The organism is Cellvibrio chitinivorans, assembly GCF_035117775.1.
Taxonomy (GTDB): Bacteria; Pseudomonadota; Gammaproteobacteria; order Pseudomonadales; family Cellvibrionaceae; genus Cellvibrio; species Cellvibrio chitinivorans.
In genome coordinates this window covers 55,775-72,358 of sequence record NZ_JAYKKN010000008.1, presented here as the reverse complement: position 1 = coordinate 72,358, position 16,584 = coordinate 55,775, and the positions used below count along the sequence as shown (strand labels likewise).

Sequence of the window (16,584 nt, the reverse complement as noted above, 5' to 3'; positions counted from 1 at the left end):
TAGAGGTGAATGTTGCATAGTTTATGCGCAAGCGTAGTTGCAGGCCAGTAAATCCCGTATTTTGATTTTTTAGAGTTGTTGTTATGCACAAAACTATGGTGTTGTTTTCGTTTGCTTATGCCGATCGGCAATTGAGTGTTGAATTAAATCCATCAACAGGCGAAGAAATTTTGGTGGTCGATGGAATAGTGGTTGCGCAGGGCGCGAATCCCGGTTCGCTCAATGAGCAGGTGTTTTCGCTGGAAGGAGCGGGTGAAGCAAAAATCGCCTATCAATTGGATGTGGCGGGTGCACAGGTGCAATACCAATTCTGGTTGAATGATGCTCAAGTCTTGCAAGGTGCAGCACCTTTGACTCTGGCTGCGGATCAGGAAAATGCACAAGCAAGCACGATTGCAGCAGCGCCTGCCGCGCCAAAATCCAATTCATGGATTTCGCTTGCGTTGGTTGCATTCAAATTATTAAAAGCAGTGCAGGTAGTAAAAGTAGCGCTCTTGGCGGCATCGGTCGCGGTTTATAGCGTGATGTTCACGCTGGAATTCGCACTCGCGTTAATCGGTGTTCTGGTGTTCCATGAATATGGCCATTTGCGTGCAATGAAAAAATGCGGATTGCCCACCAAAGGCATGTATCTAATTCCTTTTGTTGGTGGTCTGGCGGTGGGTGATATGCCAAAAACCCGCTGGCAGGATGTGTATATCTCCATGATGGGGCCAGTCTATGGTCTGATCATGACGGTTGCCTTTTATATTGTGTATCTCATTACCGATAGTCATTTTGCGGGTTTGGTTGCATCTACCAGTGCGCTGTTGAATCTATTTAATTTGATTCCGGTATATCCACTGGACGGTGGGCGGGTAGTGAAATCGCTGGTGTTTTCCGGTCGCAACTATTTGGCGTTAGTGGCGTTGTTACTGATTTCGGCGCTGTGTTTTGTCGGTGCCTGGAAGCTGGGTTTGTATTTCATCACTTTTTTTATTGTGTTGGGCGTGATTGATATTGTTGCTGGTTGGCGTGTGGGGTTGGCAGAGGATATAACCCCGCTCAAACCTTACGGCATCTGGTTTTCAGTGCTTTGGTATTTAGTCGTGGTGGCAATGTTTTTAGGAATGATTTTTTTAATCGCAATGGATGGGCTGCCCGGTTCTGAGATCGCCCTTAAGGTGTTGGCGTCATAAAAAAATCCCGGTGTTTTGTGAATAGAACACCGGGATTTTTATTGGCCGTTAGAATTCAATTACAAAAACGGATCATTTTCATCAGCAGGGAAATAACGCTCGGCAGTGATTACATCAGCACTAATTTTGTGTGCGAGTAAATCATCCACATCCTGATTAACACGGTTGATCAGCGGCAAGGCTTCGTGGCGATCGAGCGATTCCAGTAGCGCATTACCCCAGACAGACACATGGCGTAAATAAATCGTGCGGGTATCCGATTTTTTTGCCCACTCACCCGATACCAAGCGGCCGATGCGATCAATTTTGTAGCGAATCTCTTTGACCTGACTTGGGTCTTCCACCTGTGCGATCAGCTCATCAGTCATTTTCGTCCAGCCGCGACGATACAGTTCCCAGCCGTTATAGAAGCGCACAATCCAGGTGAGGTATTCCTCTTGGGTTTGAATTTCTTTGTTTACCTTATCCGCCTCATAGATTTTGAGGAAGTATGCGCGTGATGGCATGTTGCTGGGCCAAGCCTGCTTTTGCTGCGCAACTTTATTACTGGTGCTGGTACAGGCAAAAAGGCTCATAACAAGCAGTAAAGAGGCGGTTAATCGGGTGAGTGGTGCGAATTTCTGCATAAACAACATCTGAATAAACAAGGGTTAACTCTGGATTTGATGATCGTGAGTGGAGGAGTCTGGTCTAAAAATGTTGCAGTAGTATAAAAGTTTGAGTCTTTAATGGACAGGCTGGCGGAGGGGGTATTGCTTGCTTGGGGGCAGTGCCTGCCTCCGTTCCGTTATGGATTTGAGGCAGGCAAGTAGAACAATCGATTTTATAAGTCAGGATTAGCGCTCGCGGCCACCACGGATTTCGGTGCGGTTATCGCTCTGGCGACCGGAGTCCGCCCTGCTATATCGCTCTGTCGTTTGTGGTCTTTGCATGGTTTGAGGACGCTGCATGGTTTGCGGGCGATCCGTAGGTTGCGCGCGCGCCACAGGCGCCTGACGCTCAAGTCGTTGTATGGTCGGGCGTTCAGTGCGACTTTGCTGCTGCGCTTGCTGGATGCGCGAACCGCTCTGATAGTTGTTAGATTCTGGGCGAGCTCTCTGTACTTGCTCAGTACGTGGCATATTGGAACGCTCGATGGACCGAGTCTCTGTGGCGCGAGTTTCAGTGCGATTCGAATTTTGCGGGCGCTGTGTTTCGGTGCGCTCAACACGATTGCTGCGCTCGGTCTGGCGCATATCGTTATTGGGGCGATTCGGATTGTTGGTCTGCGCACGGCTTTGCAGATTGCCCTGTTCACGGCCATAGCGGCTATTCATCCGCTCGCGCAATTCGTCCGCGCGCGGCTGCGGGCGCGCTCTGTCATTACTGACATTAGCGCTATTGTTAGTGATTTGCCCAGCTTGACGGCGCTCCAGGCGTTGCAGAGCTGGGTCATCGCGCCCTTGGCGTTGATCGCGGGCATTGTTGGGGGCGATGCGGCTAGTGTTCGGTCTATTACCCGCGTACTGATCAGGGCGAGCATTGTTGTCCCGCAGGCTGGCGCGATATTGATGGGCGTCTCGATAACTTTCGCGCGGGCTGTTGAAGCGCTCGCGGGTGCGATTGTCGTAATAGGCCACACCGCGTCTGTGCACAGGGTTATGGTGCCAGTGTTTGGCATCGTTATGGCGTACTACGCTGCGGCTGTCATAAAAACGATGGCCGTGATTATGGTAGCGATCAACTACCACCACGCGGCGTTGCGCCCAGTGGCATCCGCTGAAGTAAAAGCGCGGGCCGATATACACACGTGGCCCCCAGTAAAAACCGGAGATAAAGACATAGCTGCTTGGGTAAGCCCAGTAAACGGGAGGATAGTCAGCCCACCACCAATTGCCGTAGACCACGCGGGTATCGTAGGCAGGTACGTAGACAACGCGCTCGACGGACGGCTCAATCACAATGGTTTTTTCTTCGCGCACGACCCGCACATGCTCGACATTATCGAGATTGCCTGAGTCATAGGCGCGGTTGCGCAGCTTTTGCACACTATCCATCACCCGCTCTTCGCTGGCGAGAAACGCATCGCCCAGTTGCTGGGTCCAATCCAGATCATCACTCATGCGCTGCAGAATGTCGGGAAAGGCCACCAATGCTTTGACGCTGGGATCCCAATCCTGATTGTCTGCCGCATTAACCGCATCATCACCTTTCAGGCGACTGTTATTGCGCGCCCAGCGGTCAGCTTCGACCACTTCCAGTGGATAAGTAGAGGCAATTAGTACGTGGGATAAGACTGTATCCGGGTAGAGCGCGATGGGCGCAAGCAGTGAGTCCAGCTGAGCCTCAGTAAAACTGGCTTGGGTAGCCGAGGTGCTATAGCTGGTCTGGGCAACGGCGATAGGGGCTGTTGCCGCCAAGGTTAGTGGCACTAATAAGCTGATCATTAACGCGAACTTGCCGGAGTGATGCAGAAGCTGGCTGGTCATGATAGTTCTCGCTTGGGTGGCCGTGGTTTACCCGATGGTTGCCCTTGACTCCATGAAGAGATGAGGGCGGTTTGATACTGATGATTCCTTTATAGGAGCCCAGCGCTTAACCCGAGCTGAACTGCGCACTGCGTCTCGCTTGACTAATAAGGCAGCGCCCCGATAATGGCGCACTTTGTAATGATCCAAGCAAGCAGAGAGCCGCGCATGATCGATGTAAATTTCCAGCTAAAAGGCAGTGCCGTAACCGTGGTGGTACTGGCGATTGTGCGCTACGAACCGACGAGTTTGTTAGCTGAACTGAAAGAGAAGATTATTCAGGCTCCGCAATTCTTCAATAACTCACCAGTTTTGATCAATCTGGATCGTCTGGAAAATCCTGAATCTCTGAAAAAACCTGCCGATCTGTTGGCTATTTGCCGCGAACTGGATTTACAACCACTAGGTTTTAGCGGCGTACCTGAGGTATTGTTAGCGGCGGTTAATAAGACCGGTTTGGCGGTACTGCCCAAGCCCAGTGAACGCGCACTTAAAATCCCCAAGCAAGAGGCTGCACCCAAAGAGGTGGAGACGGTTATCGAACGGGTAGTCGAGACGGTGGTCGAAACCGTAATCGAAGAGCGACTGGTTCAGCGGCAGAGCAAAGTGATCACTCGCCCGGTGCGTTCCGGTCAGCAGATTTACGCCGAAGGTGCAGATTTAATTGTACTGGCGCAAGTGAGCGAGGGAGCAGAAGTACTCGCTGATGGTCATGTGCATATTTATGGCACCCTGCGCGGTAGAGCCTTGGCCGGTGTAAAAGGTGACGAAAGTGCGCGTATTTTTTGCCAACAAATGGAAGCAGAGCTGGTCTCAATTGCAGGCAATTTTGTTTTGCAGGACTCGCTCTCCAAAGAATTATTTAAAAAGCCGGTGCAAGTATCTCTTAGCGGTGAAAAAGTTATCGTTGAAGCATTGGTTAGCAATTAACACTGTGAAAAATTCATCGCAATAAAGTTTGAATTTTTTACTCATTGATTTTTAGACATTGAATATTTACAGGAGCCTACCTTGGCTAAGATTATCGTAGTGACATCAGGTAAGGGCGGAGTGGGTAAAACCACTTCCAGCGCAGCAATCAGTACTGGTTTGGCGATGCGCGGCCATAAAACAGTGGTAATCGATTTTGACGTAGGTCTGCGTAATCTCGATTTGATTATGGGCTGTGAGCGCCGCGTGGTTTACGATTTTGTAAACGTGGTGAAAGGTGAGTCCACCTTGAATCAGGCGTTGATTAAAGACAAACGCACTGAGGGGTTGTACGTGTTGCCCGCATCGCAAACGCGCGATAAAGATGCCTTAACCCGCGAAGGTGTTGAAGCGGTTATCAATGAGCTGTCAAAAGATTTCGAATTCATTGTTTGCGACTCTCCTGCAGGTATTGAGCAGGGCGCATTGATGGCATTGTATTTTGCCGATATCGCTGTAGTCGTTACCAACCCGGAAGTTTCTTCGGTGCGCGACTCGGATCGTATTTTGGGTATCTTGCAAAGCAAATCACGCCGTGCAGAACAAAATCTGGAGCCAATCAAAGAGCATTTGTTATTGACTCGCTACAACCCTGTGCGTGTTGAATCGGGTGAAATGCTTAGCGTAAATGACGTAGAAGAAATTCTGGCCATTCCATTATTGGGTGTCATTCCTGAATCAGAAGCAGTATTAAAAGCGTCTAACCAGGGTACTCCGGTTATTCTGGATGAGGCAACGCAAGCTGGCCAAGCCTATAACGATGCCGTTGATCGTTTGCTCGGCAAAGAAATTCCACACCGTTTCCTTGAAGCGGAAAAGAAAAGTTTCCTTAAGCGTTTGCTGGGGGTGTAAGCCGTGAGTATTTTTGACTACCTGCGCAAGAAGCGCGCGCCCTCGTCGGCATCGGTTGCCAAGGAGCGTTTGCAAATTATCGTTGCGCACGAGCGTACCAAACGCAATTTGAATCAGCCGGATTTTCTGCCGCAAATGCAACAGGAAATTATTGCTGTCATTCGCAAATATATTCATATTGAATCTGATCAAGTGACGGTAAATCTCGATAACTCCGACAACTGCTCGGTGTTGGAGTTGAATATTACGCTTCCAGATTAATGGATGTCGCTGCTGATTTTTTGCAGCTCAAAAAAGGGATGCGCTCTTTGCAGTGCATCCCTTTTTTGTTTTTCATTTTATGATTCGCGATTTTGGTCTTGTGTATTATGAGTTCTGATTTTCATCTGTTACCGGCAGATCAATTGGTTGTATTCGATTTTGAAACCACCGGGCTTTCACCTGATATGGGTGATAGGTCGATAGAGATTGGTGCAGTGCTAATCGAAAATGGAAAGATTACTGATCGCTTTCAGCAGTTGATGAACCCCGGTATTCGCATTCCGCTATTTATTGAAAATCTTACCGGTATAACCAATGCGATGGTAAAAGAGTCGCGCGCGAATGCTGAAGTAATGAATGACTTTTACGATTTTATCGCAGGGCGTAATTTGGTTGCGCACAACGCTAGTTTCGATGAACGATTTTTGCGTGCAGAATTTCGCCGCATTAAAAAGCATTTTTCAACTGGTATCGCCTGTAGCCTGCTTGCTGCGCGTCGAATTTTCCAAGCGGCTCCCAATCATCAGCTTGCAACTTTGGCGCAATATAAAAATTTACCTAGTGATGGAATTTATCACCGTGCATTGGCGGATGCTGAAGTCACCGCATATTTGTGGTTAAGCTTGCTTGACGAGTTGCGCGAGCAACATCAACTGGATGATTTGTCATTTGGATTTATGCATACACTCACAAAAACCCCAAAGCATCAATTACGTCAATTTTATGCGAAGCATAAAGTGAAATAACCTACCCTTTAATCTAGAGAGGGATAAAGGAGTGAACCTGCATGCAAAAGTCTATTGCTAAAGTTACCGCCGTATTTTTTGCCTGCCTGTTATTGATGAGTTGTGGCAGTTTAATTAAGCCGAAGGTGAAGACTGGCATAGTGGAGTTGGAAAAAGGGTCGTATAAGCTGGATCAATCTCACGTTAGTGTTTTGTTTAAGATTAACCATATGGGGTTGTCGACCTTTGTCGGTCGTTTTAATAAAGTCGATGCAAGATTGGAGTTTGATCCGGAAAATATCGCGGCAGCAAAATTATCTGCTGTAGTCGATGTTGCAAGTATTGACGCTAACAACGCCGATTTGGAAGAAACATTGCGCGGCAGTAGTTGGTTGGATTCAGAAAAGTATCCACAAGCGTTTTTCAAAACGATTAGCGTTAATCAAATCGATAAAGATTCTGCAGTATTTACGGGTGAGTTAACGCTGCATGGCGTTACTGCGCCAATTGATTTAAAAGTAGTCTTCAATGGTGCAGCTAACAATATGCTCACCGGCTTCTATACTTTAGGTTTTTCAGCGACTAGCGTGATTAGTCGTTCAGCTTTTGGTGTTGATTATCTGGTGCCTGCTATTGGCGATCAGGTTGAGTTGGAAGTCTTCGCTGAATTCCAACAACAATAACAAAAAATCTTTCAGGAGTTTTTATGACCAACCAATTTCTTATCGGCAGTAACGGCACCCAGTCGGTGCATTTGAATTTGCGCATGGCGAATCGTCATGGATTGATCGCCGGTGCAACCGGTACGGGCAAAACGGTGAGCTTGCAAGTACTGGCCGAAGGTTTTGCCAAAGCGGGTGTGCCGGTATTTATGGCCGATATAAAAGGCGATTTATCTGGTTTGGCTAAAGCGGGTAAGCCTCATGCCAAAATCGATGAGCGTGTACAGCTGATGAAAATTGCCGATTATCAGCAGCGCCTGTTTCCTTGTGTATTTTGGGATCTGTACGCAAAAAAAGGCCATCCTGTTCGCGCAACAATTTCGGATTTTGGCCCTTTGCTGCTCGCCAATTTTTTTGATCTGAATGAAACCCAAACCGGCGTGCTCTATGCTGCTTTTAAAATTGCCGATGACCAAGGCATGTTAATTCTGGATTTAAAAGATCTGCAAGCCATGCTCAATTGGATGAAAGACGAGCGTAAAACATTGGCTGATGAATACGGCGGTATTAGTGAGGCGAGTATCGCAGCAATTCAGCGTCGGTTGATGATGTTGGAACAAGAAGGTGCGGATGAGTTTTTTGGGGAGCCAGCACTGGATTTGAATCACCTGATGCAATCAACCCTTGAAGGTACGGGTGTTATTAATATTCTTGATGCTACTACGCTAGTGAATCAGCCCAAACTCTATGGCATTTTTTTGCTCTGGTTGATATCGGAACTGTTTGAAAACCTGCCTGAACAGGGCGATGCGGACAAGCCAAAAATGGTTTTCTTTTTTGATGAAGCGCATCTGTTATTTAACGATGCGCCCAAATTATTGATCGATAAAATTGAGCAGGTTGTACGCTTGATTCGCTCTAAAGGTGTCGGTATTTATTTTGTATCCCAAAGCCCTGCCGATATTCCCGATTCTGTTCTTGGGCAGCTAGGCAATCGTGTACAACATGCGTTGCGTGCGTTCACACCTAAGGATCAACAGGCAGTAAAAATTGCGGCTCAGACCTTTCGGCCCAATCCTGCGTTTTCAACCGAGGCTGCAATTACTGAGCTGGGAATTGGCGAAGCATTAGTGTCAGTGCTTGATGAAAAAGGCTCTCCCACACCGGTAGAGCGTGTGATGGTTGCTCCGCCTGCATCGCGTATTGGCCCGTTGACCGATGAGGAGCGAATCGAGGTAATGTCTCGCTCGCCTTACAACACCGTTTATAACCAAGCGATTGATCGTGAATCCGCCTATGAGATTTTAAAAGCGCGAGTTGCACAGCAAGCACAGAATGAAGAACAGCAAAAAGTACAGGAACTATTGCGTATAGAGCAGGAGCGTATTTTTAAACAACAGCAAAAAGTGCAAGAGCAACAACAGAAAGAACAAGCGCGTGCGCAACAACAAGCGTCCCGATCTAGTGCCAAACGGGATTCTGCGGTTGATGCATTCGCCAAGAGCGCGGCGCGTGCGATTGGCAGTAATCTGGGGCGGCAAATTGTGCGCGGCATTCTTGGTTCGTTATTGGGTGGCCGTCGTTAATATCGGCCATATTTATTTTATAAGAGAACAACAATGAAAATTATTCACTCACTACTTATCGGCAGTTTATGTTTTTCAAACATGGTTCTGGCAGAGCCTGTACAAACTATTGCGGCAGACAATCCTGCCTATCTCTACACTGGTCGTATCGATTTTAGCGATAAAAAATCCCCGCAGCTGTCCTGGACTGGCTCGAGTATCAAGGCTAATTTCACCGGCACATCACTTGCAGTTAAACTCGATGATCAGTTAGGGAAAAATTTCTTTAACATCATTATTGATGGCGAAACCCAGCACCCTTATGTACTGGAAGCAAAACAAGGCGAGCAGACCTATGTGATCAGTACAGCACTTAAGGCTGGTGATCACAGTCTGGAAATTTACAAGCGCACTGAAGGTGAAGAGGGTGCTACCGCATTTAAAGGCTTGGTATTGGATGCAAATGCCAAATTGCTTGCACCACCTGTGCGCCCAAAACGCCGCATGGAGATTTATGGCGATTCAATTTCTACCGGGATGGGCAATGAAGGTGCGGATAACGGTGCGGATCATCTGCTCAGTGAAAAAAATAATTACTGGGCCTATGGCGCAATAACAGCGCGCAATCTAAATGCTGAGTTACATACGATTTCGCAAAGCGGCATCGGCATTATGATTAGCTGGTTCCCATTTATCATGCCGCAATTTTATGATCAGTTAAGTGCGGTAGGCGACAACGATTCCAAATGGGATTTTACTCAGTGGACGCCCGATGTTGTTGTAATCAATTTATTCCAAAACGATAGCTGGTTGATCGACCGCGAAAAGCGTTTGCAACCCATTCCCGATGATGCTGTGCGTGTGCAAGCCTATATCGATTTTGTGCGCAGTATTCGCGCTAAATATCCAAAAGCACAGATTATCTGTGCATTAGGCAGTATGGATGCAACAGCGAATCCGAAATGGCCTGGCTATATCACTGCTGCGGTAGAACGCATGCGCAAAGAAAATGGAGACCAAAAACTGGATACCATTTTCTTTGAGTTTACCGGTTATGGCGGCCACCCGCGTATTGCGCAGCATAAAGCTAATGCAGAAAAATTGACGGCGTTTATCAAACAGAAAATGAATTGGTAATAACAAAAATAACTGCATGCACTTCATGTGCGTGCAGTTATTTCTTTTTATATAGGTTTGGCTCACCTTCCGGGCGAGTTTTAAAGCGCCTATGCACCCACAAATACTGATCCGGTTGTCTACGGATCATTTCCTCAAGTTTCTGATTCACTCGTGTGCTATCCGCAATGTCATCACCAGTAGGGAAATTATCCAACGGTGGGCTAAGTTCGAGTGAGTAACTACCGTCAGCTTCGCGATAATGCGAAAAGAAAATCACCTGGGCATTACCTAGAGCCGCAAAGCGTGCGGTGCCGGGTACAGTTGCGGCGGGAACGCCAAAAAAAGGCGCAAATATACTGTGCCTAATCCCGTAATCCTGATCTGGTGCGTACCACACTATATGACCGGCACGCAGATTACGCACCAGCTTGCGAGTTTCGACGGTGATTATCGATTCACCATTAAAACTTTCGCGTGCTTTTACCAGCATATAAGCGAGTAAAGGGTTCGGATCCTGGCGATAAAGAATGTCAATTTTTTGATGTATGGCCATCATACGAGCGCAGATATCAATCGTGGTCATATGGCAAACAACCAGTAATACACCTTGCCCTGCTTGTTGTGCTGCGCGCAGATGCTCCAATCCATTAATGCGATGTGCGCGACGCAGATATTTTTCTGGCCCCCATAAGCCCACTGCACTCTCTAAAAAGCTTATGCCACAGGATTGAATAATACTGCGGACTAATTTATTGCGCTCCGCGTCATTTAGTTCTGGGTAGCAGAGGCGAATATTGGTATCGGCAATACGGGCGCGGCTGGGAGCCAAGTGCCAAAAGAGCCAACCCAAACAGCGCCCCAAAAAGAAATTTACGCTCATCGGAAGATACGCAACCACACGTAACGCGACTAATAGAAGCCATGTTGGCCAAAATTTTGGCCCTAAAAATGACCAGCGAAATACGGGAGGGAGATGTTTTGATGGTGGTGTTTTTTGCATTTGGACTTTGGTAACCCTGATTGTATTTTGGGTGCAAGCCTACCGCACAAACAGGGTTACAACAATCCAAAGTGGAGATGAGCTATTTTTTAAGGTCTAACAGCCGGAAGTATGCAGATTTCGGTTGTTGTTGGCGATCAAACAGCAGTGGGTAATTGGTGCGCCCTGGAATCGGGAAACCATTTAGCCAGCTTGCGTCATCACTAACTCCCCAGAAGGTAACACGATCTACTTTATCTTTGTGTTTAATTAAAATTTTAAACAGAGTTTCATAGGCTTTGGCGAGTTTTTCTTCAATTTCTTTTGGTAATCCATTGATGTAGGGATCGCGCTCCGGCTTATATTCAAAGCGGGTAGAGATTTCTGCTACGGGTAAATTCCATACCGATGGCAACACATCTATATCCAATTCGGTGAGATGAATGCGTAAGCCTAATTTAGAGTAGGCGAGAATGCTGTCTTCAAAGTTTTGCATGTCAGAATCCAAACCAACATGCGCTTGCATTCCCAGTCCGTGAATAGGCGCGCCGAGTTTTTGTAAACGTTTGAGCATGTCAATAGTGGCAGCACGTTTTTCCGGGCGCTCGTTGTTGTAGTCGTTGTACATCAAATGTGCTTTGGGATCGACTTCGTGAGCGAGATTAAAGGCGTTCACTAAAAAGTCATCGCCCATAATGTTGTACCAGTGACTTGGGCGCATTTTGTAATCATCGCCCATTGCTTCATTGACAACATCCCATGCGGCAATTTTTCCTTTGTAGCGCTCAACTAAGGTAGTGATGTGCTCTTGCTGTTTTTTTGCCAGCGCTTCTTTGGAAATGTAACTACCATCTTTATTTTTAAATACGCTATCGGGAATTTGGCTGTGCCAGCCAAGTGTATGACCGACAATGTGCATCTTGTTTTTTATACCGTAATTAACAAACGCATCGCTATCACTCCATTTCCAGCTGCCATCTTCATTGCGAATTTCGCCCCATTTTTGACAGTTTTCTGCGGTGATGGAATTAAATTCCCTGGCAATAAGCGTTGTTAACTTGGGCTCTTGCTGCGCGATGATATTGACATTAAGTGCTGCACCGATCAGAAAATCATTTTTATAGGCTTCTTTTAAGCCTGTAGCTGCCATTGCTTTTTCGGCTGCCTGCATTTTGGCGCTGGCAATAAGTGCTGCACCAGCGCCAGTCGCGGCTAATAATTGTCGGCGCGAAAGCGTTAACGAGTTTAATTTGTTCATATTGATAGTCTCGCTGTTGATGGTTGGATACTTGATTATTGTTGATCGGCGTTGTTATTAATTGTTTCTGTAGTGGCATCTGTATCGGGAATGGATTGAGGGTCAAACCAAAGCTCGGAGCGATCCACTGGTGTTTCTTTTGAAAGCAATGGGTTATCCAACTTGAATAAAAGTCGATTTTTCATGTTGGCTTTTTGCATTACATCCTGAATCGCTTTATCGCCATAAAACACTCTGTCAAATTCACCGGTGGCGATGGCGCGTTCAAATCCACTTTCCAAGGTTTGTGCGAGTGCTTCATTGCCCGGTGATACAAATAGATAAAACGGCATGCGGTAATAAACCATTAAGTTTTTCTCGACCGCTAAATTTAATGTTGGGCGCGCTTCCAATTCTGAAAATGGTTCGTGTACGCCGCGCGGAAAGGCATCAAAACGCTCTCCTTCTACCATGTAAAACAAACCGGGATATTTATTGGTTTTGATTACGTTAAAACTATTGGCCTCTAAAATGCGGCCATCAGCCCAAGTGCGCCCTTGGCCGAGAGTTAATTGTTTTAATTCGGTGAGTGATTTGATCTTGTCGAACTTATGTTGATTATTTTTGTTGATGATAAAAATGCGATACCCCAGCAGCCCCTTGAACAGCGGTATGCGAATAGGGCGCAGTTGGGATTCAATTTGCGCATCGGACGAGGCCCAGCACAAATCCAGCAAACCACCAGTGCGCACTTCTTCGTTAACGCGCGCTTGAGTGAGATCTTCGTGTTTAATTTCCAATGTGTAATCTGGCGTGTCGCTATGGGCGATGGCCAATTTCAGCATCTTGATGGCATAGGCTGCATTAGGATCGCTGAAATCGTTTACACGTATGGCTTTGTCTGCGCCAAAGGCGTAGCTACTGAATGCCATAAGCAGGCATAGTTTGAGGATTCTTATCATTATTCACCTGACCGAAATGAGTGTTATTGTTTGTTATGGGAATAATCTGCGTCTGCCAGCCTTTACATTTATTGAATGTGTATTCTTGTATACCAGTGATATATTTGCAATGACTATAAGGCGAGAGCAAATTAATAATAATCCACGTGGGGTTGAGTGTGCATAGATCTTTTTTCTCCAAATTATTCATTTTTGCAACAATCTGGTTGTGTACAGGTACAGCAAGTGTGCTGGCTGAAGATGGCTACGAAATGTGGCTGCGCTACCAACCGGTGAGTGACTCCGCTACACGCAAGGTATATCAAAAGCAAATTCGCTATCTGGTAGCTGAAGGGCGCTCATCTACGATAGTGGCAGCCACAGATGAGCTGCAGCGCGGCTTGAGTGGCTTGTTAGCCAAGCCGATTGCAAGTGCAACAGGGAAACTGCAAGCTCAGTCATTAGTGATTGGAACGCCCGCCAACTCGCCCTTAATTGCCTCATTGAATTTGTCGCAACGCTTGGCGTCAGTAGGTAATGAAGGTTATTTAATTGAACAGACGCGTATTAATAAACGCGATGTGACGGTGATTGCCGCTAATTCCGATGTGGGTGTGCTCTACGGCAGTTTTCATCTTTTACGTTTAATTCAAACACAGCAATCCATCGCTAACATTGCTATTAGTAGTGCACCTAAATTGCAGCACCGCGTAGTGAATCATTGGGATAATGTTAATCGCGTGGTAGAACGCGGCTATGCAGGCTTATCGCTGTGGGATTGGGGCACGCTGCCGGATTATAAATCTCCACGCTATACCGACTATGCGCGCATCAATGCCTCACTCGGTATTAACGGCACAGTGATTAACAATGTAAATGCCGATCCGCGTTTGTTGAGCGATCAATTTCTGCAAAAAATTGCTGCGCTGGCTGATGTATTTCGCCCTTACGGCATCAAAGTGTATTTGTCGATTAACTACAATTCGCCGCGCGCTTTTGGCGATTTGGATATTGCCGACCCACTCGATCCTCGCGTTGCAAAATGGTGGCAAGAGCGCACCAAAAAAGTGTACGAATATATTCCCGATTTTGGTGGCTATTTAGTAAAGGCAAATTCTGAAGGTCAGCCCGGGCCGCAAGATTATGGTCGCAATCATGCTGATGGCGCCAACATGCTTGCCGCTGCATTAAAACCCTTTGGTGGCGTAGTGTTCTGGCGCGCATTTGTATATCACCCGGATATTGGTGATCGCTTTCGCGGCTCTTACGATGAATTCAAACCGCTCGATGGAAAATTTGCCGATAACGTAATTCTGCAAGTGAAAAACGGCCCCATCGATTTTCAACCGCGCGAACCCTATTCATCACTTTTTTCCGCGATGGAAAAAACTCACATGATGATGGAGTTTCAAGTCACGCAAGAATATTTTGGCTTCGCTACGCACCTTGCTTATCAAGGGTCACTATTTGAAGAATCGCTGCGCACAGAAACCTATGCAAAAGGCGAGGGTTCAACGATTGGCAATATTCTCGAAGGCAAAGTATTTGGTGTAGATAAAGAAAATAGCAGCAAGCATACAGGCATGGCGGCGGTGATTAACCCAGGCACTGATCGCAACTGGACTGGGCACCCTTTCGTACAGTCGAGCTGGTACGCATTTGGGCGCATGGCGTGGGATCACAATGTTTCAGCCGAAGCGGCTGCTGAAGAGTGGTTGCGTATGACATTCTCTAACGACGAAAAATTTATCGCACCGGTTAAAAAATTAATGATGTATTCGCGTGAAGCGGGAGTGAATTACCGCTCGCCTTTAGGTTTAACCCATTTGTATTCGCAAGGTGATCACTACGGCCCTTCACCTTGGCTCGAAAATTCTGAGCGTCCGGATTGGACGGCCATCTATTATCACCGCGCAAGTAAAGACGGTATTGGTTTTGATCGCACTAAAACTGGCTCTAATGCTATCGCCCAGTATCCAACACCATTAATGAAGCAATATGGCGATATCAATGCCGTACCAGAAGAGTTAATGCTGTGGTTTCATCATGTAAGCTGGGATCACAAAATGAAATCTGGTCGCAGCTTGTGGGAAGAGTTAGTTCATAAATATTATGAAGGTGTAGATCAGGTGCGCAGTATGCAGCGTGAGTGGGAAAGCGCCAAACCTTTTATCGATGCCGAACGTTTTGAACAAGTCAAAGCGCTGCTGCAAGTACAAGAGCGCGATGCAGTGCAATGGCGCGATTCCTGTGTGCTTTACTTCCAAACTTTTTCCGGCAAAGCAATTCCTGCCGGTTACGAAAAACCCGAGCACGATTTGGAATACTACAAAGCGAAAGCGCGTACACACTATGTGCCTGAACCTTGGCATCCTGCGAGTTCAAGCCGGGTGTTGAAATAAAATTTAAACTAACTTGAAAGAACAAGGCGACATTTGTGTCGCCTTGTTTTTTTTGGATCGCAATATTTAAGGAGAGTTTATTTTTTTTCCTGTATTTCGGCAAAATTCGCGTTAATACGCTTGCGTAAAAAGTCGGCAGCAGAGATGGGTTCGTATTTTTTTTGCGGGCCTTGAATAATTACATCTTTATTGGCCTGACAAAAAAATGCGAGGCTGTAGCGCGGGCCTTGATATTCATGAGCTTGAGGCATACGCACGCGATGCAGAGTGGATTTTAATTGATCGTCACTCCAGCGCATGAGCATGTCGCCAATATTGCAGGTGATGATATCTGTGCGCGGAATGACATTGCTCCATGCCTGTTGTTCTGTGGCCGTTTTTCCGCCGCAGACTTGTAAGCCACCTTGACCGTCTTTTTGAAATACCATTGTCAGGCAATCAAAATCGGTATGGGCGCCAGCACGCCAAATTCCTTCCTGATGCAGCGAATCTTTCATTGGCAAATAATGCAGTAAGCGTAGTGTGCTTTGGTACTGTGCTGATTCTCGTTTGTGTACACGGCTAAAAAAGTCGCGCTCAAATCCAAGCTTATCGGCAAAGCAGGAGAGCACATCCATGCCCAATTGCCACGCACGTTTTTCAAATTCGAGAATGATGGAGTGAAACATGGGCAATTCTTGCGGCCATAAGTTGTCCATGTGCGGCAAGGTGACTTGATAGGATTCTTTTTGATCGGCAGTGCCAGTTGATGGACGAACCTGCTCCATAAATTCCCAGCCTGCATTCAAACCCTCTTTAAGGGGATAGGCTTTTTTATCCGCATTGGGCAATTCAAAAAATGCTTTTGCTTGAGCAAAGGTGGATTCAATCAAAGTCAAATCCAACCCATGATGTTGCAACTGAAAAAATCCCACTTGGGTTGCTGCTGCCCATAACTGTTCGGTGATTTCGGCTCGTCGCTCACTGAAGTTGCTGAGGTCAATCAGTGGAATTTGTAATGCATCATTTTCAATGCCCATGCCACCAAGTGTGCTTTCAAATTGCAACTCTTGTAAATCGTACGGACTTGTAGTGTTGGTGTTTGTATTGATATTGCTCATTGTAAAACTCCATAAATAAAGCAGCGCTGCTGCTGGAAATGGAGCAATGCCAATCGGAAAATAGCGAATGCCGGTATTTTCCAATCG

At 46.7% G+C, this 16,584-nt stretch carries 15 protein-coding genes; 9 read left to right on the top strand and 6 right to left on the bottom strand.

The genetic code is table 11. The features are described from left to right. Positions 1-83: 83 nt before the first annotated feature. Entirely contained in the window at positions 84-1,178 is a 1,095-nt protein-coding gene (locus SPL68_RS16970; protein WP_323816358.1) for a site-2 protease family protein, read from the top strand. Between the two features lie 59 nt (positions 1,179-1,237). Here the strand turns inward: SPL68_RS16970 and SPL68_RS16965 are convergent, their stop codons facing one another. Then, the gene (locus SPL68_RS16965) at positions 1,238-1,804 is read right to left on the bottom strand and encodes a hypothetical protein (protein WP_323816357.1); all 567 of its coding nucleotides are present in this window, start codon (positions 1,802-1,804) and stop codon (positions 1,238-1,240) included. A 210-nt stretch (positions 1,805-2,014) separates the two neighbouring features. After that, complete coding sequence (locus SPL68_RS16960; RefSeq protein WP_323816356.1) at positions 2,015-3,646, bottom strand: DUF3300 domain-containing protein; 1,632 nt, start codon at positions 3,644-3,646, stop codon at positions 2,015-2,017. Between the two features lie 207 nt (positions 3,647-3,853). Between SPL68_RS16960 and minC the strand changes: the two genes are divergently transcribed. The 7 genes from minC (at position 3,854) to SPL68_RS16925 (ending at position 9,856) form a co-directional block, all read left to right on the top strand. Then, positions 3,854-4,615, top strand: a complete 762-nt coding sequence (gene minC / locus SPL68_RS16955; RefSeq protein WP_323816355.1) for a septum site-determining protein MinC — start codon at positions 3,854-3,856, stop codon at positions 4,613-4,615. 81 nt (positions 4,616-4,696) lie between these two features. After that, positions 4,697-5,506: a septum site-determining protein MinD gene (minD, locus tag SPL68_RS16950; RefSeq protein WP_323816354.1), complete on the top strand. Its 810-nt coding sequence runs from the start codon at positions 4,697-4,699 to the stop codon at positions 5,504-5,506. A 3-nt stretch (positions 5,507-5,509) separates the two neighbouring features. Then, entirely contained in the window at positions 5,510-5,767 is a 258-nt protein-coding gene (gene minE, locus SPL68_RS16945; protein WP_078043606.1) for a cell division topological specificity factor MinE, read from the top strand. 107 nt (positions 5,768-5,874) lie between these two features. Then, positions 5,875-6,513: a 3'-5' exonuclease gene (locus SPL68_RS16940; RefSeq protein WP_323816353.1), complete on the top strand. Its 639-nt coding sequence runs from the start codon at positions 5,875-5,877 to the stop codon at positions 6,511-6,513. Positions 6,514-6,554: 41 nt separating this feature from the next. After that, a complete protein-coding gene (locus tag SPL68_RS16935; protein ID WP_323816352.1) occupies positions 6,555-7,175 on the top strand; it encodes a YceI family protein in 621 nt (206 codons plus the stop codon). A gap of 23 nt (positions 7,176-7,198) precedes the next feature. Continuing rightward, positions 7,199-8,740 carry a helicase HerA-like domain-containing protein gene (locus tag SPL68_RS16930; protein WP_323816351.1) on the top strand — a complete coding sequence of 514 codons (1,542 nt, stop codon included), beginning with the start codon at positions 7,199-7,201 and terminating at the stop codon, positions 8,738-8,740. Between the two features lie 33 nt (positions 8,741-8,773). After that, entirely contained in the window at positions 8,774-9,856 is a 1,083-nt protein-coding gene (locus SPL68_RS16925) for an SGNH/GDSL hydrolase family protein (protein ID WP_323816350.1), read from the top strand. 37 nt (positions 9,857-9,893) lie between these two features. On the opposite strand, the gene lpxL is transcribed toward SPL68_RS16925, so the two are convergent. The 3 genes from lpxL to SPL68_RS16910 form a co-directional block, all read right to left on the bottom strand. Beyond that, positions 9,894-10,838 carry an LpxL/LpxP family Kdo(2)-lipid IV(A) lauroyl/palmitoleoyl acyltransferase gene (lpxL, locus tag SPL68_RS16920; RefSeq protein WP_323816349.1) on the bottom strand — a complete coding sequence of 315 codons (945 nt, stop codon included), beginning with the start codon at positions 10,836-10,838 and terminating at the stop codon, positions 9,894-9,896. An 82-nt stretch (positions 10,839-10,920) separates the two neighbouring features. After that, a complete protein-coding gene (locus tag SPL68_RS16915) occupies positions 10,921-12,075 on the bottom strand; it encodes an endo-1,4-beta-xylanase (protein WP_323816348.1) in 1,155 nt (384 codons plus the stop codon). 35 nt (positions 12,076-12,110) lie between these two features. Continuing rightward, on the bottom strand, positions 12,111-13,016 hold the full coding sequence (locus SPL68_RS16910; protein ID WP_323816347.1) for a diguanylate cyclase: 906 nt from the start codon (positions 13,014-13,016) through the stop codon (positions 12,111-12,113). 158 nt (positions 13,017-13,174) lie between these two features. On the opposite strand from SPL68_RS16910, the gene SPL68_RS16905 reads away from it, so the two are divergent. Beyond that, positions 13,175-15,397 (top strand): alpha-glucuronidase family glycosyl hydrolase, encoded by a 2,223-nt coding sequence (locus tag SPL68_RS16905; protein WP_323816346.1) that lies wholly within the window; start codon positions 13,175-13,177, stop codon positions 15,395-15,397. Between the two features lie 77 nt (positions 15,398-15,474). Here SPL68_RS16905 and SPL68_RS16900 read toward each other — a convergent pair whose 3' ends face one another. Beyond that, positions 15,475-16,497 carry an isopenicillin N synthase family dioxygenase gene (locus SPL68_RS16900; RefSeq protein WP_323816345.1) on the bottom strand — a complete coding sequence of 341 codons (1,023 nt, stop codon included), beginning with the start codon at positions 16,495-16,497 and terminating at the stop codon, positions 15,475-15,477. Between the last annotated feature and the right edge of the window lie 87 nt (positions 16,498-16,584).